The following is a 17,364-nucleotide window of genomic DNA, read 5'->3' as shown; positions in this document are numbered from 1 at the left end:
GCATGACTGATCCCTCTGGCCTGGGGCCAACCGGCGGGATGCTCTGGACGCGGCCCGACGAGTGGGCACGGCGGCGTACCCCACATGGATGCGTCATCTGTGCGTCGGGCCCGCTTCACGTCATTGCCGAGTTGACGGGGGTGTGGGTCACGGCGCCGCCGCAGGCTCCCCTGCGGGGTTATGTCTGCGTCGTTGCTCGCCGGCATGTGAACGAGCCGTACGAACTCAGCCGCGACGAACAGGCCCAGTTCTGGCTCGATTCAATGCTCGTTGCCGAAGCGGTCGCCTCCGTCGCCACGCCGATCAAGATGAACTACGAGGTTCACGGCAACACCCTGCCCCATCTCCATCTGCATCTCTACCCACGGCACGCCGACGACCCGTTCGTCGGAGGTCCCATCGATCCACGTGGTGCCTCAGTCAGCCGATCGGCCGCTGACCTTGATGCGCTCCGCAATGCCATCCGGCAGCGACTCGGGCACTGACTGGCCGCCGCGGATCCGCCAGCAGGGCTGTGCGAAGCATGCTCGGATCGACGCCAGCATCAGGGGCGCGCTGCGCGCGTCGCTGGCCCCCGACACGCCGCTGGCCGACCGTTTGGTCCGCGAGGATCAACGGGCCACGAGACGGACGGTGACCAGGGTGGGCTCGGGGATACCCGAGAGGCCATACACGCGGGCTTCGTAGCCGGATCATGCGGTCTCCCGTCCCACCGACCGTCAGCCTCCCAGAATCGACGCGCCCGGGCGGCCCGCGGTTCCGCCGCCCCGTGGGTTCCCCCATGCCCGTCCCGCAGTTCACGGCGGACGGGCGTACCCCTCGCCACCTGCAGCGCTGACAGCACTAGCGGATGCGCTGACCCGACATAACCAACTCAAGTTCCCAACCACGCAAAGCCTGCTTGTAGCAGCATGCAGAAGGCATGGGTCAGACGTCGCTATGACGTTCTAGCTGCGTAGGCGATGGCGCTCCAGTCGCACGCGATTCGGCCAGTGCCCTGGACCGCCGCAGCCGTCAGCGCCTGGCTTGCAGCCGCGATGATCGGCTGATGGGGATGTCTTGACTGGCAGGTTTCAAGTGGCCGGCGTCACCTGCTCCCCGCGCAGATTTTTGAGTAATTTCGTTTCCTGGCTCTGGCACGGACGACTCCACCAGATCATGGCCACAACCGTCCGCGATCTCCAACGCCGATCGCTGGCCGGGACAGCAGTCCGGCCGGGCACGCGACCGATCTGGCGGTATCTGCGGCTGTCGAGGTATCGCCGCGACGGGCGGGACGCCATCGGTCAGCGAGCCAGACGACGGCCGAAGGCGCCCAACCCGAACAATGCAGCCAGCACGGCCAGGAAGAGGAACAGGGGCCACCATGGGCCGTCGTCAGCGACGAGCCGTGGCCCGCCGATGGATGTTGCCACGAACAGCAGCAGCGCTGCGAGCTGGATGCGCCGTCCCGCGCGCCGCCGTCTTGCGAGGCTTGCCTGTTCGACGACATCCGTGACGGTGTCACGGTGCTCGTATAGCCAGCCGACCGGATCGTCGAGGGCGCTGCCCCCTGCGGTGAGAACGGACTCACGCAGTGCCGCGGGGTTGTCGGCCCGCAAAAGAATTCCGTCGACATGCGCTCCCTTCTCCGATCGCGTCGAGCGGTAACCGAATGGCAGGTCCGTGTTCGGTGCGAGCGCGGTCACGAGTCGCAGCGGCGGGACGCGCTGCGGCTCGGTGAACATCAACAGCAGGTTCGGTCTGGTCATCGGCCCCGTGGTGAACAGGTAGGGGACGATCAACTCATGGGCAAGCACCGGCTCCGGCTCCTGAGCCCCTGCCATCGGCGGCGTAGCGGACAGATCCTGTACAGCAACGTGGCGCGCAGGTATCGCCCACGATCGACCACCGAAGTAGCCTGGCAAGATCATCTGCATGGCGCCGCCGTCGCACACCACCCGGGGTTTGCGGATCACGAACCAGTACGCCTTCAACTCCGTGGACTCATCCGGTCCCGGTGCACCGTGTCGCATCGCCCGCCTCCAGCAGCCATTGGCCAGCGGCGCACAGCGCATTCGCCGTGACCGATTACGCAGTCCCCATACCGTAGCGCCGATGGTCTTACGAGACGACGAAGGCATCAACGCGCAGCGCGAGGCGCCTCCGTGGAAGGCGACCGGGCAACTACGGTACCGATCACGGCCCAGTGAAGGTGGACGCTGGACGGTGGCGGTAGCAGCGTTCCCGTGGTGCCGAATATTCTAACGGCCTGGCGACAGGATCAAGGGAACGCTTCGCGCGTCGGCTTCGCCGGCGTCGAGACCTGAATAGTTTCGGTTCCTTGCCCTGGCACGCAAGAACGCAATCATGCTGGGAACGTCTTGGCGATCACGGAGTCAACCCCGTCTGGAGCCCGGGCCGGGCGCCGCCCGGGCGCCCGGGCAGCCCGTGCTCATCCTGTCCGACGTCACGGGGAATCGTGTCAGACGTCAGAGTCAAGACCAGCGCTGTTTCGTGCCCCTGGCGTCTGACGCGACGCCCGGGATCTCCCGGGCACCTGCCACGACGCGGGAGAGAAGCAACCGGGCCGCCGTTCCGCTCTGCCCGTCGACCGGGCGGACCTCGCCTCAGGCGGCACCCACATCACGCCGATCAGTTGAGTAATTTCATTTCCTCGCTCTGACGCCGAGGATCCCACCAGATCATGAGCTGATCCATGATCCGGCGGGATCGTCGGCGGCGTTGCGAACGACGGTCACGAGGTTCCGTTCATGCACGTGGGTCTGGCGACGTCCAGAGCGCCAGGGCGGCGCGAACAAGACTGGCGTTGTCGGCGGCGGGGCGCCCGGCGGGGTCTGTGACGGTGTCCTCCAGCCCGATGCGGGTCGCAAGGCCGAGCCGCCCCGCCAGGGCGACCAGCGGCCAGGTGGCCTCGCCCTCACCGTGCAACAGCCGGGGCCCGGGTACGCCCAGGGCGTCGAGCCGGGCAAGGACGGCCGTCGCGGCGTTCTCGGCGTCGGCCGCCGGAACATCGATGATCTCCACCAGCAGTCGGACGCACCGGCCGGCGAGCCCCGACGCGGCCAGCGCGTCCGCGTCGGCGACCGACCAGACGCCCGCCTCGACCTCGATCCCGGACGCCAGCAACGACTCGACGACCGCCTCGAAACCGGGTTCGCTCACGTTCACGGACGCGAACCCCGGCCGCTCGGGGACCGGCAGCCTCGCCCACGTCCCGACGGCCGCCAGCCGAACCTTCGGGTCACCACCGGCGATCCACAGGCCGGTGCTTACGCCGACCTGTGTCCCCGGGCAGCGCTGGCGCACGGCACGCACCGCCGCCCCGATGTCCACCGCGGCGAGCGACTCGGCACCGGCTTCGTCGCGCGGGTGCAGATGCACCGCCTCCGCTCCGGCCGCGGCCGCTCCGGCCGCGGCGACGGCCAGCTCCGTCGGGGTCACCGGCACCGCCGCATGCTCGGAGCGCCCGCGGCCGCCGTTCAGACACGCCTTGATCCGCCGGATTCGCACACACGCCATTGTCGACCGCGCCGCGACACCGCGGCGCTGCCCGGCGTCCGCTCCGACCGCCCGGCGTCCGCTCCGACCGCCCGGCTCAGCCCTGGTGAGCCCACGGGAATGGAGCGAGGTCGGGTTCGACCCAGCTGGTCCTGGCCTGGGAAGAGGCCAGCGTCGCCGGACGGTAGAAACGGGCCAGGAGGCGTTTGTCGAGCAGGGCGCGGTGGTGGTTCGCGAACGCGTTGAAGTCGCCCTCGCCGTCTTCGGCCGCGTGGTGGCCAACCAGCTCCACCCAGGCCCGGCTGATGGTCGCGTGGTACTTCTGCGGCACCCCCGCCTGGCGGGCGGTGCGCCGGAGACCATCGCTGACCAGGCCGACCGCCGCGGACACGCCGACCCGTCGCACGGCCAGCCACGTCAGATGGACATGTTCCCGGTGGCCGAACTGCTCAGTGGTCGCCGTCGCCTCCGCCATCAACGCATCGAAGTCGGGGGCGGTGACGCCGTGCTCGTCGGGGGGATGCATGGTCACTGGGGCACCTCCGCCAGGGCTTGCAGAGCGGCACGCAGGTGGGCGATCGCGTCGGCTGGCAGGCTGTGGAGCGCTCGGTGCTCCAGGTCGGCGATGGCCCGTCGGATCGCGGTGGCGGCCAGTCGTCCGGACGAGGTGAGTTCGACGAGTACCGCCCGGCGGTCTCCGGGGCGGGTACCGCGGGTGATGTGGCCGCGTCGTTCCAGGCGGTCCAGCACGCTGGTCAGCGTGGTGGGGCGGGTGCCCACGTCCGCGCCGAGCTCGGACACGGTCCGGCCTCGGCCGTCGGCCAGGTTCGCCAGCACGTTGATCTCGGAGGCGGTCAGGTCCAGGTCCACGAGCTGCGCGGAGAGCGCCTGCAGAGTGGCATGAGTGGCCCGCTGCAAGGCCAGCAGCGCCGACCACCCAGAGGGCTCGGATTCGAACTCCACGATTTCGGACTATACGATTTCGTTGTATCTGTCGCAAGCGAGGACCGTCGCTGCCCAGGTCGTCAGAGCTGCCGCCTGCTAGGGCTGGGCGCCGACGCGGCGCGCACCGCGGAACGTAAAGATCGCGACTGGCGCCAGGCCGCTAGGCCGCCGGTGGCCGGCCGGTACGCATGCTGATCATCTGGGTTCGGCCGTCGGCGGTGGCGTACAGGTAGGGGTCCGAGCCGACGGGCACGCTGACCGCGAGGACCGACCCCGTGCCGAGCGAGGGCGGGTCGCCGTTGTCGGTGAGGGCGAGGGGCCGGCCGTCGACCATGACCTGCCAGCCGGTGAAGAGCCCGTCGCTGGGATAGCCGAGGTCCGGCTCCGGCAGGTGCTGGCCGACGGGCACGTGGGCGAGCACCAGCTCGTGGCCGGGGCTGGTCCGGTGCGTGCCGCGCAGCCGTGCCGACACGTCGTCCGGGTGGAGGTGGCGCGCGAGGCTTTCGAAGAGCAGGCCGTCGTCCACCGAGGTCGTGACCGCCGTGGCGTCGAGGTGCACGCCGAACGTCGGCCCGACCAGGCGGGCCGACGCCGGGTCAAGCGGAGTCGACCGCCCTCCGGCCAGCCGGTCGAAGTCGTCGAGCGTGCTGCCGGAAAGCACTCTGGCGTAGGCGGCGTCGATCACGAGCTCCGGCGGTGGGCCGTCGGCCCTGAGCAGCGAGCAGGCGCCGGCGAGCGCGAGTGTGACGGCCATGGCGACGGCCCGCGCCCCTGGCACGGACACGGACCCCCGTGACCGCGCGGCCCGTCCAAAGATCACCTGGTCACGGTGCCACACCGCCAGCCCGAAGCCGGACATCCCGTCGGATTCACGACGACCGCCGGCACGGCCTGGGCGGCGACCTGGGCTGGCGCGGCCTTACGCCGGGCTGATGGTCACGGGGACGCCGGAGTAGTGGGCCATGCCGGTGACGGGGTCGAGGTCGAGCCTGTCGGTGAGGCGGTTGACGTTGGCGGACTGGTGGCCGTGCGGGATGGAGACAGCGCCGCGCCGGATCGCCGGGTCGACGCGGGCGATGCCGGTGATCTCGCCGTGCGCGGTGCGGACGACCAGCGGCTCGCCGTCGCGCACGCCGGCGGTGGCCGCGTCGTCGGGGTGGACGAGGATCTCGACCTCGGCGCCAAGGAAGTCGAACTGGGAGTTCAGGTGCCGCTTCTGCCGCCGCGGTACGAAGACGAGCGGCGCGGGCTCGGTCAGCCCGGCCAGCTGGTCGACGAGCAGCCGGGGCGCGAGGCGCCAGCCGCCGAGCCGGTCGAGGTGCCGCTCGACCCACAGCGCGGGTAGCTGCCGGTCCGTCTCGGCCCACTGCCGGGTCGTCAGGTCCTCGCCGAACGTGCCACGGGGGACGACCTTCGCCAGTCTGGCCCCGTCCGTGGCCGCCTCGCCGGAGGTGGCCGCGAGGTCGTGGCCGAGGCGGCGGCCCAGCTCGGCGAGCACCCACCAGGTGGAGCGCCGGTCGCCGACCGGTTCGACGACCGCCGGCGTGTACTGGGTGGCCACCCGCGGCATCAGGTTGTCCCAGAGGGTGATGTCGGCCCGCTCGAGCTGGTCCTTCGTCGGCAGGACGTGCGTCGACAGCGCGGTCGTCTCGTTCGCGATGATCTCGATCGTCGCGAACACGTCGAGCTTGCGCAGCGCCGGCACCAGCGTCTCGGTGTCCGGGAAGGCGGTGACGAGGTGGCCGCCGAGGTTCAGCACGGCGCGGATGTTGCCGGCCTCGATCTCATCGGCCAGCACCGCGCACGGCCACTCGCCGAGGAAGGAATGCGTCTCGGGACGGCTGCGCGGCCCGGGGCCGAACGAGCCGTCGGCTGGCGAGACCGGGAGCTGGACGTTCTCGAGCCGGCTGGCGAACCCCGGGTGGAACCAGGCGCCGCCCGGCTGGTTCATCGATCCGGTGATGATCATCAGGGCCCACCCGAGCCACTGGGTGACGTTCGCGCTCGCCGACATGGTGACGCCGGTGCCCGTCTCGACGGCGACCCGTTCGGCCCGGCGGACCGCGGCGAGCAGCGCGGTCAGCTCGTCCGCCGGCACGTCGCACACCGCGGCCGTGTGCGCCAGCGTGAAGGGCTCGACGGCGGTGGCGAGCACGTCGGCGTCGACGCAGCGGCTCTCCAGGACGTCGCGGCGCGCGCCGTCGCGCAGCACCTCGCGGACCAGGTAGGCGAGCACGGCGTGGTCCGTGCCCGGGCGCGGGGCGAGGTGGCCGGTGGCCAGCTTCGCGGTCTCGGTGTGGCGGGGGTCGACGACCCAGATCTCACCGCGGTCGCGCAGCGCCTTCAGCGTCCCGATCGGGTTGGGCATCGCGACGGTGTGCCCGTGGGAGACGACCGGGTTGCTGCCGACGAACAGGACGAACGTCGCCGTGTCGTAGTCGGGGCGGCCGGCGAGCGCCGGCGTCCCGCCGACGAGGTCGGAGATGAGCACCTTCGCCGTGCCGTCGATGGTCAGCGGGCTGAACTTCGCCGGCGTCCCGATGGCCCGGTGCAGGGACTGCGCCAGCTTGTAGCCGGCCGCGTCCATCCCGACGCCGCTGCCGAAGAAGATCCCGACGGCCGACGGCCCGTGCTCGTCGATGATCGCCCGGACCCGGGTGCCAAGGTCGTCGAGGCACTCGTCCCAGGTGGTGGGGCGGAAGCCGTCGCCGTCGCGCAGGAGCGGGCGTTCCAACCGGTCGGGGTGGTGGTGCACGTCGGGGAGTGCCCGCCCCTTCGGGCAGGTGTAGCCGGCGGACATCGGGTGGTCCCGGTCGCCGCGCACCCGTAAGACCTGGTCTCCGGCGGTCTCGACGAGGATTCCACAGACCGAGGTGCACACCCGGCAGAAGCTGCGAACCGTCCTGGTGGCCGCCTCGCCGGCGCCCGCGCGGTGAGTGCCTGCCGCGTCCGTGACCGCCGCGCCCATGCCCGCGCTCGCCACGTCTGTACCTGCCACGGCCATGCGGACTCCCACCGGCGTCAGGGGCTCACGCCCCGTTCATGGCTGGGCCGTCGCCGGCCGAGGCGTGCAGCGGCCCCGCACTCCGCGCGGCCCGCCGACTCGGTGTCGAAACGGCCTTGCCTCGTGCCGGGAACCGTACTCTCGTGAAACGAGACGCACAATCCATCCTGTGCCCTGACGAGGGCGTTCAACCTGTTGGCCAGGTAGTCGAGCGTCGAGCGGCCCCACGGTGTGAGGGTCGCCCGAACCGCACCGACGAAGGCGTCGAACGAGGCGAGGTCGCCGGTGTCGAGGCGCAGCGCGGCCAGCCGGGCGAGTCCGCTCAGGACGCCTTGCGCCGTCCGGGCCGCCGGTGGTCGAGGAGCACGACGCCTGCCAGGTCGGGGACGGCGGGCTGGGCCGGCCACCTGAGCCAGGTGCCGCAGCCGGCGCACTCCCACAGCGAGCCATGGCCGGTAGCGAGCAGGACGCTGTGCCGGGCGCACTCCAGGCAGTACCGGACGATCTCCTGCCGGTCGGGCCGCGCCTCCACGCTCCACAGCTGACCACATGGTCCACGGCACGCCGCGGACCCGCCCGCTCGCGAGTGTCGACGTTGATGAGCGTTGATGGGGGTGTGGTTTGGGCATGGGGATGTGGGCTGGTTGTGGGGTGGTCGTGGCACGGCCGGGCCGCATGGGAAGCCGCGCCGGATGGGAGAATCGCGCTGTGGCCGACACGGTGCCGCGTCCGGACGGCCTGCCGGAGCGCGTGGAGACGCTGGTGCGGGCCGCGTGGGTGCTCACCGTCGGCCCCGAGGGCGACCTCGCCGACGGCGCCGTTCACATCCGCGGCGGCGAGATCGTCGCGGTCGGTGCCTACGACGAGCTGCGAGCCGGCCTGCCTGACGTGCCGGTCGTCGGCGACGGGACGGGGCTGCTGATCCCGGGTCTCGTCAACGCGCACACCCACCTGTCCGAGGCGCTGACGACCGGGATGGGCTCGGAGCTGACGCTGTTCGAATGGGGGGAGCGGATCGTCGGGCCGCTCGGCTCGGTCCTCACACAGGAGGACGCCCGGGAGGGCACGCTGCTGCGCGCCGTCGAGCTGCTGCTGACCGGCGTCACCACCGTCAACGACATGTTCGTGCACAGCAACCGCGACGATTTCGCGAGCCTCGGCGTCGTCGACGGACTGGTTGGCGCCGGCCTGCGCGGCGTCGTCTCGTTCGGCGCCGAGGACGCCTTTGAGCCTGGGTCACCCTGGGCGGACGTCAAGCGGATCATGGACGAGCAGGACGACCTGGCGGCGGCCGTCGCCCTGGCGGCGGCCCGCGGCGCGCCGGTCGGCTTCCGCTACGGCGTCGGCACCCTGCTCGGGCAGAGCGACGAGCTGCTGGAGGCGGGCGTCGACGCCTGCCGCGCCAGGAACTGGGCGGTGCACACCCATCTCGCCGAGGTACGCGAGGAGCTGGTCGCCGCCAGCTCCCGCTGGGGCCGGCGGACGATCCCGCACGCGCTGCGCCTCGGCATGTTCGAGCGGCCGCTCATCGCCGGCCACGGGGTGTGGGTCACCGAGGCGGACGTCGAGATCCTCGCCGGCCACGGGGTCGCGATCGCCCACAACCCGGTCGCGAACATGATTCTCGGTTCCGGGGTGTGCCCGGTGGCCCGGCTGCGAGCCGCCGGCGTCGCCGTCGGGATCGGCACCGACGGCGCGGCCTCCAACGACAGCCAGGACATGCTGCAGGCGGTCAAGATGGCGGCGCTGCTGGCGAAGGTCCACGCCGTCGACCCGGCGGTGATCGACGCGCCGACCGTGCTGCGGATGGCGACCCTCGACGGCGCCAGGGCGCTGGGTCTCGACGACCTGGTCGGCAGCCTCGAGCCGGGGAAACGGGCCGACCTGGTGCTGCTGCAGGACTCGGTCTGCGTCTCCATGCTGCACGACCCGTGCGGCCAGCTCGTCTACGGCGCGTCACCGCGGGCGGTGCGCGACGTCTGGGTCGACGGGCGCAGGCTGGTCGACGACCATGCCTGCGTGGTCGTCGACGAGCGCGACCAGATCGAGCGGGCCCGCCCGCTCGCGCGCCGCCTCGCGATCGCCTCCGGTCTCGCCGCCGCCGGCGTCTCCCGGCTCGCGGGCCCGCCGGACTGGGCGCCGCGCACGCCGGACCGGCGGCATCCGTGGGAGGACGAGACCGAGCCAGACCCGACTGGAGAGGCCCAGGCCGGCTAGCCCCAGGTCATGAGGTTGCGGCTCAGCCCGCCGGTCGGCGGCGGGACGAGCCCGTAGCTGACCCGGCGCGGGTCGGCGCTGATCGCGCCGGTGGGCCTTGGGCGCAGCGACTCCAGGTCGGTCGGCGACGCCGGGCCGCGCGCGGCGGCTCGCCACGCCGCCGGCTGGCCCGCGTGGCGTCCCTGCGGCGGCGGGCCGTCCGGGTCCGCGACGGCCATCGGGTCGACGAGGTCGTCGGGGCCGACCGGGTCCTCGGTGTCGGTCGGCAGCCGCAGGGGGAGCGGCGCCCGCACCGGCATCGCGCGGTCACCGCGGATCACGATCGTGCCGCGCAGCACGTCGTCCATGAGCGACTCCGCGCGCGGGGCGGCGGCCGGGCCGGTGACCGCCGCCTGCAGGAACCACCGCGGCCCGTCGATGCCGACCAACCGGACGGGACCCGCCAGGCCGGAGAGGGCCGCCGGCCCGAGGGCGGCGCCGAGAGCGGGGAACGGGCCGGAGCCCGAGAGCGGGCCGGGGCCGGGGCCGGTGAGCGAATCACGGCCGGTGAGCGCCGCGTCGAGGTCGCCCGGGGTCCGCGTCGGCCACGCGTCCGGCGCGGTGGCCGGGTTCGTCGGCACGAGCCGCAGCTCGGGGCCGAACCGGCCGTGACCGGCGGCGACCTCGACGGGACCGCCCGCCGGGCTGGTCAGCGCCGCGGCGAGGCAGATCTCGGCGCGGATCTCGGCCCAGACCCCGCGGCTCTTCGGTGCCGCCAACGCCGTGAGCTCCATCGCCGACCGGCCCGCGAGGGCGACCACCGCGGTCACCCGCCCGCCGTCGACGCGCAGCCGGTAGTCGACCCCGTCGAGCAGCGGCACCAGCACCGAGCCCAGGTCGAGGCGGCGGACGCCGTCGCTCGGTGCCAAGCCGAGGTCGTAGGGCCCGCCAGGCGCGAGCTGGCCGGCGTCGAGCTCGACCAGTCCGCCGTCGTCCGGGCCGAGGCCGGCTCCGAAGGCGCCCATACCCAACCCGGCATGCCGGGACCACCGGGACCGCACCCACCTGAACACCCGACCGCCCCCTGCCCTGGCAGCCAACCGGTCACGGCGTCGCGGGGCGGCCGTCTGGTCACCCACCAACCGTGACCGTGCCCGCCGCCGCGGCGTCTCCACTGACGCTACGTGCCCTTACCTCGCCGGACAACCGCGTTATGCCTGTGTCCGGTCGGATCCTCGTGGTCTGCCGGGCGTGGGCCCGCCGGCTGCCTACGCCGGCGGGTCGGGGCGGAGGTGTCGGGTGGGTGTGGGTCTGGGACGAGGAGCAGGCAGACTGACGGGTGTGGGTGGAACCGACAAGGACGAGCAGGTCGTGGTGCGGCTGACGGGCGAGACGGCGGAGCTGGTCCGCTCGGCCACCGAGAGTCTCGGAGCGACGCTGGAGGACTTCGCCGTCGAGGCGATGCGGCGCTATGCCGCCGACACGATGGCCGACCGCCGGCTGTTCGGCGCCACCGATGCCGCGTGGGAGGAACTGACCGCGCTGCTCGGCGGGCCGGCGCCGGACGAGGCGCCGCGGTTGCGCGACCTGCTCGCGGACGGCCCGGACGAGGAGGGCCGGTGAGCCCTCGCTCGGCGAGCCCGCCGATCAGGCTCACCGCGGGGCACGACGTCCGGGGCTTCAGCAGCGGGCACGACGTCCTCGACAGCTGGCTGCGCCACCATGCGCTGGAACAGCACGAGGACGGCGTGACGACGTTCGTCGTGACCGACGGCGGCCGGGCCGTCGGCTACTACTGCCTCACCCGCGGCGCGGTCGAGCACGCCCGTGCCGCCGCGCCCCGCAGGTGGGGGCGCCGGGCCGCCGGGCCGGCGGACCCGGTGCCCGCGCTCCTGATCAGTCGGCTCGCGGTCGACGAGACGGCTCAGGGCCGCGGCGTCGGCGCGGGGCTGCTGCGCGACGCGGTCATGCGGGCGGCGACCGTCTACCGGACGGCCGGGACGCCGCTGCTGCTCGCGTACGCCGTCACGGCGCCGGCGAGAGCCTTCTACCGGCACTTCGGCTTCACCGCACTGCGCCTCGATCCCTACGTCGTCGCGCTGGCGCTGCGGCACGCCACCGCGGGGCCAGGGCGAGGACCGGGCAGGCAGCTTCGTGGCTGAGCCGGCCGCGGCGGCCGCCGCGGCCGGCTCAGCCGATCAGGCCAGCTCCGAGGACCAGACCAGCTCCCGGGCGCGCCGGCTTGGCCGTTTGTTCACCGCCGACCTGCGCCCGCTGCGGGAATCACCGGCGTTTCGCCGGTTCTGGCTCGGCGAGGTGGTCAGCGCGACCGGCACCCAGGTCGTCGTCACCACCGTGCTCCTGCAGATCTACGCCGACACCGGGTCGAACTTCGCCGTCGGCGCGGTCGGTGCCGTCACCTTCGTCTCGCTGGTGATCTTCGGGCTGGCCGGCGGCACGATCGCGGACGCCGCCGACCGGCGGGTGCTGGCGCTGCTGACCTCCAGCGGGATGATGCTCGCCTCGGTGGCGCTCACCCTGCAGGCGCTGTTCGGCGCCCCGGTGTGGCTGCTTTTCATCCTGATCGGCCTGCAGGCGTCGCTGTCGGCGCTGGACTCGCCGATCCGGCGGACCTTCGCCGCCCGGCTGCTGACCGCCGAGATGATGCCGGCGGTCGGCGCGCTCGAGGGCTTCTCGATGACGGTCGCGCTCACCGGCGGCCCACTGCTCGCCGGCCTGCTGGTCTCGACGGTCGGTTTCAAGGCCGCCTACGCCGTCGACGTCGTCTCCTACGCGGGCCTGCTCTGGGCGACCTGGCGGCTGCCGTCGATGCGCCCGGAGGGCGGCGGCACCCGGGCGGGGCTGGCGAGCGTCGTCGACGGGTTCCGGCTGCTGTGGCAGCGGCCGGTGCTGCTGATGACGTTCCTCGTCGACCTGGACGCGATGATCTTCGGCATGCCGCGGGTGCTGTTCGCCTCGATGGCCGTCACCCAGTTCCACGGCGGCCCGCGCACCACCGGCGTGCTCTACGCGGCGATGTCCGTCGGCGGCACGCTGGTCGCGGCGACCGGTGGCTGGCTGTCCCGGGTGCGCCGCCAGGGCCTGGTGGTCGCGGTGGCCATCGCGGTGTGGGGCGGCGCGGTCGCGCTGTTCGGGCTGGCCGGCTCGCTGCCGCTGGCGATCGGCCTGCTGGTCATCGCCGGCGCCGCCGACACGGTGTCCGCGGTGCTGCGGATCACGATCCAGCAGGTGGCCGCGCCCGACTCGGTGCGCGGCCGGATGGCGGGGCTCTTCATGGTGTCCGTGGCCGCCGGACCCAGCCTTGGTGACCTCGGGCACGGCACGTTCGCCGGCTTCACCTCGCCGGGGCTCGCCACGTTCGTCGGCGGGTTGGCGTGCCTCGCGGGCCTCGCCGCGCTGGTGGCCGCGGTGCCCTCGTTCCTGCGTTACGACGGCCTGGCCCGGGCGGAGGAGCTGGCCGCCGAGCTGGAGTCGGCCGCCGAGCTGGAGCCCGCCGCCGAACAATCCATACCCGGACCGTCCGTCGCCGACCGGCCCGGGACGGACATCGCCCGGTAGACGTGTTCGCTCAGGGGAGCTTGCGGGCGATTGTCAGGCCGTCGGCGAGCGGGAGCATGACCGTCTCGACGCGTGGGTCGACGACCACGTGCTCGTTGAAGTGACGCATCGCCACGACGCTTGGGTAGGTGTTGTCCTCATGGACGACCTCGCCGTACTGCAGGACGTTGTCCACGAGAATCAGCCCGCCGGGCAGCATTCTCGGCATCAGCTGCTCGTAGTAGGTGATATATGACGTCTTGTCCGCGTCGATGAACGCGAGGCCGAACGTCGGCTCGGCCGGCAGGGCGGCGAGCGTCTCGGTCGCCGGGCCGAGCCGCAGCTCGATCCGGTCCTCCACGCCTGCCCTCTTCCAATGCTCCCGGGCGACCGAGGTCCATTCGTCGTTGATGTCCAGGCAGAGCAGCCGCCCCTCGGGGGGCAGTCCCCGGGCGATGCACAGCGACGAGTAACCGGTAAATGTGCCGATTTCGATGGCGAAACGGGGTGCCACCGCCGCCGCGAGGATCGACAGGAATGTGCCCTGCTCGGCGGGGACCTGCATCTCGGCGGCCGAGCCCAGTGCCGCCGTCGTCTCGGCGAGATCGGCGCGGACCTTGTCCGGCGTGGAGCTGTGCGCCCGCAGATACCGCAGGACACCGGCGTCCACAAAGGCGGACTTGGTTTCCGACCGGAGGAACCCGGGGAGGTTCTGTCTCACGACTGCTACCCGTTTCGTCGTGACGTCACGAAGTCTCTGTGCCTGACGTACGTTCACGATGTCTCCAGGGGTCGTCGGCTTACCTGGCCGACCCTAGACCCGGTGCCACCGGGCGAACCCCGCACAGTGTCGGCCATCCCGGCAAGAACTGGTAAAGATCATTAAATCGGGACTGTGGGCCGCCGTGAGTGCCCGGACCGGGCCATGACACCTGGCGGAAACCTGACTGGCGGGGCCGTCGGCCACCGTGTCAAGGTGTGGCGGCCACGCGAGTCGGATTCTCTGCGCACGGGTTCGTCCGGCACGCGGCCAGCTGGCCGCAGCCGGTCCGTCGCTCGGGAGAAATGAGGGTGTCGCCAATGGCGAATATGGCCGGCCGCGGTCGCGCGGCCCAGGACAGCCGAGGTCTCGCGGCCCGCGAGGGCCGCGGCCTGAAGAACTTCGACCTCGGCATCATCGGGCTGGGGATTCTCGGCTTCATCTTCAGTTTTTTGCCGTGGTTCGGCGTCCGGTACAGCGGATACAACACGTACGGCCAGCCGCAGACCTGGCACTCCAACCTGAACGCGTGGCACTCGGGCGCCCTCGCGTGGGTGCCGGTCGTGCTGATGGTCATCGCCGCGGCGCTCGCCGCGGCGCACCTGGCAACCCGCGGCAGGATGTCGGGGGTCGGCTCGGTCCCGCTGCCGACCGCGATCGCGACCGCCAGCATCGTGGCGCTGGTGCTGATCGCCGTTCGCTGGATCACCCTGCCCCGCGTGTACGGCAGCTACCTCGGCTACCCCGGCATCTCGTCGGGCGCGCGCTACGGCCTGATTCTCGGCCTGATCACGTCGATCCTGATGACGCTGCTCGCCATGCGCGTCGTCAAGGCGAGCAAGGATGCCGGTGGAGCGCGACTGGCCGGTGGCGAGCGGGGCCCGGCCATGGGCGGTTTCACGGGCCGCGGCGCCGAGCGCGGCCGCACCATCGACCGCGAGCGCGAGTACTCGGGCGTCGAGTATCCCGGTGGCAGGCGGGTCAGCGGCCAGGACCCGGCCCAGCCGGGCGCGGACGCCTCGGACCGGGCCCGCCGGGCCGAGAGAGAGCCCGGGGGCTACCAGGAGGGCGGCTATGCCGAGCGCGGCGGGAACCAGCCCTACCCGGAGCGCGGCGCCGACCCGGGCCGGGGCGCCGACCCCGGCCGCGGTGGCGGTCGCGACCAGGGCGAACGGTTCACCGATGAGCACTGGGACCGCTGACCTGGCGCGGTGAACGGCCTTCGGGCGCGCGGGTGGCCTAGCCACGGCGGCGTGCCCGAAGGCTGTCGCGTGTCCGGAGGCTCCGCGGAAGCCTTTGACGCTGTGCCGGGCGCCTACCCCGCCCTGGCGGCCTCGCCGCCGCCGCCGCCGGCGGCGGCGGAGGCGGAGGCGGCGGAGGCGGAGGCGGCGACCCCGGCCCGGTCACCCTCGCCGGCGAGGGCTCGTGGCGGGCCGGCGGGCGCGGCCGGCAGATCCAGTACGACCAGCAGGCCGCCCCACCGCGCCTCGTCGAGCCTGACCTGGCCGCCGTCGGCCGTGACCAGGGCGTGAACGACGGCGAGGCCGAGCCCATGCCCGCGCCGGTCCGCGCGCACGATGCGGTTCACCGGACGGTCCACGCGGAACCGCTCGAACGCGACCGCGCGGGCGGCGGCGGTCATCCCCGGGCCGTCGTCGGCGACCGTCAGCCGGATCGTCCCGGTGTCGCTCAGCGGCGTCGCGCCGTCCGCCGCCAGGGCTCGGCCAGGCTCGCGGGCGGGCGGGCGCTTGACCGCGTCCTCGCCTGTCCCGGCGGCGCGGGCCGCGGCGAGGGTGGCGTCGTTCGGGCTGGCGAGCGCCGCGCGGACGACCACGCGCCCGCCCGAACCGGCCGCCTCCAGCGCGTTGGAGAGCAGGTTGTCCAGGATCTGCTCCAGGTGGCCCGGGGTGAGCAGCGCGCGGGTACCGACCGGCGACTCGTCGAGCAGCTGGACGTGCGCGGCCGCGGCGACCGCGCGCCAGGCGGCGACGCGGTCGGCGACCACCCGGTCGACGTGCACCGGCACGCGCGCCGACGGCCCGCGCAGGGCCTGGGTGCGGGCCATCGCGAGCAGCCCGTCGACCATCCGGGACAGCCGGTGTACCTCGGTGATCGTGCCGCCCACCTCGACGGCGGCCGACGGGTCGTCGGCGAGGTCCTGACCGAGCAGCTCCAGGCGCAGCCGCATCGCGGTCAGCGGGGTGCGGATCTGGTGGGAGACGTCGGCGAGGAAGGCGCGCTGCCCGTCGACCAGCTCCTCGATCTGCCCGGCCATGGCGTCGAAGCTGGCGGCGAGCTGGCGCACCTCGGCGGGCCCGCCGACCCGCCGGGCACGGGCCGACAGCTCGCCGTCGCCGAGCCGCGCCGCCGCCCGCTCCAGCCGGCGCAGCGGCCGGCTCACCCAGCGGGCGAGCAGCACCGACAGCGCGAGCGCCACCAGGTGCGCCACGCCGAAGCCGATGATCAACCGGACCCAGCGGTGCTGGATCTCCGCCCTGGTGGCGCTGTCGGACCTGGCCACCACGAGGATCGTGAGCAGGCCGTCCGAGTTGTTCACCGGCGTCACGACGACCTGACGGTGCCCGTTGGCGCCCGACGGCGTGAGCTCGACCCGCTTCTCCCGGGCGTCGGCGAGCTGGGCGGCCGTCAGCGGGATCGGCTGGCCCGAGGACGCGGTGAGGTGGCCGTCGGGGCTGTACAGGGCGAGGTCGTCGTCCGGCCGGACGACCTCGGACTGGCTGTAGTCGGAATGGCCGTACCCGGGCTCGTCGTCGGCGTCCGCGGGGTCGGCGTCGTCGGCCTCGGACTGGTCGGGCAGCTGGGCTGCGCCCGTGCCCAGCCGGCGCCACTTGACCTCGGCCGCGTAGGCGTCGGCGCTGGACGCGGTCCGCAGGGCGAGCAGCGTCCGGTCGTGCCGGGCGGCGTCCATTCCCAGCGGGATGCACACGCAGATCATCAGGAGCGCCGTCAGCAGCAGCTGGATGGCCAGGATCCGCTTGCTCACCGCAGGCCGCCCGCCCGCCCCTGACCGCGCGCCAGTCCCGGCTCGGCGACCGGGTCGGCGAGCCGGAAGCCGACGCCGTAGACGGTCTCGATCAGCTCCGGCCGGCCGAGCTTGCGCCGCAGCGACCCCACGTGGACGTCGAGCACCTTCGTCGAACCGAACCACGGCCCCCACACGGCCTGGAAGATCTCCCGGCGGGTGCGTACCCGGCCCGGATCCGCCGCGAGGAAGGCGAGCAGGTCGAACTCGCGCGCGGTGATGGCGAGGCGTTGCCCGTCCAGCTCGATCCGTCGCGTCCGCCGGTCCACCACCAGGCCACCGTGCCGGACCAGATCACCCACTCCGCCGGCCTCGGCCTCCGGGGCGGTGCCGGCACCCGCGCCGGCCGCCGGCCGC

17 protein-coding genes are annotated in these 17,364 nt (G+C 72.9%); 6 read left to right on the top strand and 11 right to left on the bottom strand.

The features are described 5' to 3' along the window. The first annotated feature begins 2 nt into the window (after window positions 1–2). Window positions 3–485: an HIT family protein gene (locus FRCN3DRAFT_RS52305; protein WP_083401553.1), complete on the top strand. Its 483-nt coding sequence runs from the start codon at window positions 3–5 to the stop codon at window positions 483–485. 801 nt (window positions 486–1,286) lie between these two features. On the opposite strand, the gene FRCN3DRAFT_RS0237770 is transcribed toward FRCN3DRAFT_RS52305, so the two are convergent. The 7 genes from FRCN3DRAFT_RS0237770 to FRCN3DRAFT_RS53690 all read right to left on the bottom strand — a co-directional run bounded on the left by FRCN3DRAFT_RS0237770 (window position 1,287) and on the right by FRCN3DRAFT_RS53690 (window position 7,982). Next, window positions 1,287–1,976 carry a hypothetical protein gene (locus FRCN3DRAFT_RS0237770; protein WP_232794382.1) on the bottom strand — a complete coding sequence of 230 codons (690 nt, stop codon included), beginning with the start codon at window positions 1,974–1,976 and terminating at the stop codon, window positions 1,287–1,289. Window positions 1,977–2,751: 775 nt separating this feature from the next. Continuing rightward, window positions 2,752–3,522 carry a 3-keto-5-aminohexanoate cleavage protein gene (locus FRCN3DRAFT_RS0237765; protein ID WP_007510663.1) on the bottom strand — a complete coding sequence of 257 codons (771 nt, stop codon included), beginning with the start codon at window positions 3,520–3,522 and terminating at the stop codon, window positions 2,752–2,754. A 76-nt stretch (window positions 3,523–3,598) separates the two neighbouring features. After that, window positions 3,599–4,027: a hypothetical protein gene (locus tag FRCN3DRAFT_RS0237760; protein ID WP_198536239.1), complete on the bottom strand. Its 429-nt coding sequence runs from the start codon at window positions 4,025–4,027 to the stop codon at window positions 3,599–3,601. A gap of 2 nt (window positions 4,028–4,029) precedes the next feature. Beyond that, window positions 4,030–4,464, bottom strand: a complete 435-nt coding sequence (locus FRCN3DRAFT_RS0237755) for a MarR family winged helix-turn-helix transcriptional regulator (protein WP_007510665.1) — start codon at window positions 4,462–4,464, stop codon at window positions 4,030–4,032. A 142-nt stretch (window positions 4,465–4,606) separates the two neighbouring features. Next, the gene (locus FRCN3DRAFT_RS48215; protein ID WP_232794381.1) at window positions 4,607–5,266 is read right to left on the bottom strand and encodes a hypothetical protein; all 660 of its coding nucleotides are present in this window, start codon (window positions 5,264–5,266) and stop codon (window positions 4,607–4,609) included. 99 nt (window positions 5,267–5,365) lie between these two features. Beyond that, window positions 5,366–7,450, bottom strand: a complete 2,085-nt coding sequence (locus FRCN3DRAFT_RS0237745) for a molybdopterin-containing oxidoreductase family protein (RefSeq protein ID WP_007510669.1) — start codon at window positions 7,448–7,450, stop codon at window positions 5,366–5,368. Between the two features lie 322 nt (window positions 7,451–7,772). After that, window positions 7,773–7,982 carry a hypothetical protein gene (locus FRCN3DRAFT_RS53690; protein ID WP_007510670.1) on the bottom strand — a complete coding sequence of 70 codons (210 nt, stop codon included), beginning with the start codon at window positions 7,980–7,982 and terminating at the stop codon, window positions 7,773–7,775. 176 nt (window positions 7,983–8,158) lie between these two features. On the opposite strand from FRCN3DRAFT_RS53690, the gene FRCN3DRAFT_RS0237735 reads away from it, so the two are divergent. Next, a complete protein-coding gene (locus tag FRCN3DRAFT_RS0237735) occupies window positions 8,159–9,667 on the top strand; it encodes an amidohydrolase family protein (protein ID WP_007510673.1) in 1,509 nt (502 codons plus the stop codon). On the opposite strand, the gene FRCN3DRAFT_RS48210 is transcribed toward FRCN3DRAFT_RS0237735, so the two are convergent. Beyond that, window positions 9,664–10,671, bottom strand: coding sequence for a DUF3710 domain-containing protein (locus FRCN3DRAFT_RS48210; protein ID WP_051467438.1), 1,008 nt, complete (start codon window positions 10,669–10,671; stop codon window positions 9,664–9,666). The genes FRCN3DRAFT_RS0237735 and FRCN3DRAFT_RS48210 overlap by 4 nt on opposite strands. A gap of 316 nt (window positions 10,672–10,987) precedes the next feature. Here FRCN3DRAFT_RS48210 and FRCN3DRAFT_RS0237725 point away from each other — a divergent pair, with 316 nt between their 5' ends. From FRCN3DRAFT_RS0237725 to FRCN3DRAFT_RS52295, 3 genes are read left to right on the top strand one after another with little or no spacing between them, the layout of a single operon-like run. Then, window positions 10,988–11,269 (top strand): type II toxin-antitoxin system TacA family antitoxin, encoded by a 282-nt coding sequence (locus tag FRCN3DRAFT_RS0237725; RefSeq protein ID WP_035931155.1) that lies wholly within the window; start codon window positions 10,988–10,990, stop codon window positions 11,267–11,269. Beyond that, window positions 11,266–11,808: a GNAT family N-acetyltransferase gene (locus FRCN3DRAFT_RS0237720; protein ID WP_007510676.1), complete on the top strand. Its 543-nt coding sequence runs from the start codon at window positions 11,266–11,268 to the stop codon at window positions 11,806–11,808. The genes FRCN3DRAFT_RS0237725 and FRCN3DRAFT_RS0237720 overlap by 4 nt, the downstream gene beginning before the upstream one ends. Further along, window positions 11,801–13,225 carry an MFS transporter gene (locus FRCN3DRAFT_RS52295; protein ID WP_007510677.1) on the top strand — a complete coding sequence of 475 codons (1,425 nt, stop codon included), beginning with the start codon at window positions 11,801–11,803 and terminating at the stop codon, window positions 13,223–13,225. Before FRCN3DRAFT_RS0237720 ends, FRCN3DRAFT_RS52295 begins: the two co-directional genes overlap by 8 nt. A 10-nt stretch (window positions 13,226–13,235) precedes the next feature. Here the strand turns inward: FRCN3DRAFT_RS52295 and FRCN3DRAFT_RS0237710 are convergent, their stop codons facing one another. After that, entirely contained in the window at window positions 13,236–13,925 is a 690-nt protein-coding gene (locus tag FRCN3DRAFT_RS0237710; RefSeq protein WP_051467436.1) for an O-methyltransferase, read from the bottom strand. 368 nt (window positions 13,926–14,293) lie between these two features. Here FRCN3DRAFT_RS0237710 and FRCN3DRAFT_RS0237705 point away from each other — a divergent pair, with 368 nt between their 5' ends. Continuing rightward, window positions 14,294–15,166 (top strand): DUF5336 domain-containing protein, encoded by an 873-nt coding sequence (locus FRCN3DRAFT_RS0237705; RefSeq protein ID WP_027141291.1) that lies wholly within the window; start codon window positions 14,294–14,296, stop codon window positions 15,164–15,166. Between the two features lie 113 nt (window positions 15,167–15,279). Here FRCN3DRAFT_RS0237705 and FRCN3DRAFT_RS0237700 read toward each other — a convergent pair whose 3' ends face one another. Both FRCN3DRAFT_RS0237700 and FRCN3DRAFT_RS50835 read right to left on the bottom strand, forming a co-directional pair. After that, window positions 15,280–16,968, bottom strand: a complete 1,689-nt coding sequence (locus tag FRCN3DRAFT_RS0237700) for a sensor histidine kinase (RefSeq protein WP_007510680.1) — start codon at window positions 16,966–16,968, stop codon at window positions 15,280–15,282. After that, window positions 16,965–17,364, bottom strand: a 400-nt coding sequence (locus FRCN3DRAFT_RS50835; protein ID WP_007510681.1) for a winged helix-turn-helix domain-containing protein, incomplete at its 5' end; no start/stop codon positions are given. The genes FRCN3DRAFT_RS50835 and FRCN3DRAFT_RS0237700, both read right to left, overlap by 4 nt.

This window comes from Pseudofrankia saprophytica, from assembly GCF_000235425.2.
Lineage (GTDB): Bacteria > Actinomycetota > Actinomycetes > Frankiales > Frankiaceae > Pseudofrankia > Pseudofrankia saprophytica.
This window is presented reverse-complemented; position numbering and strand designations above follow the sequence as displayed.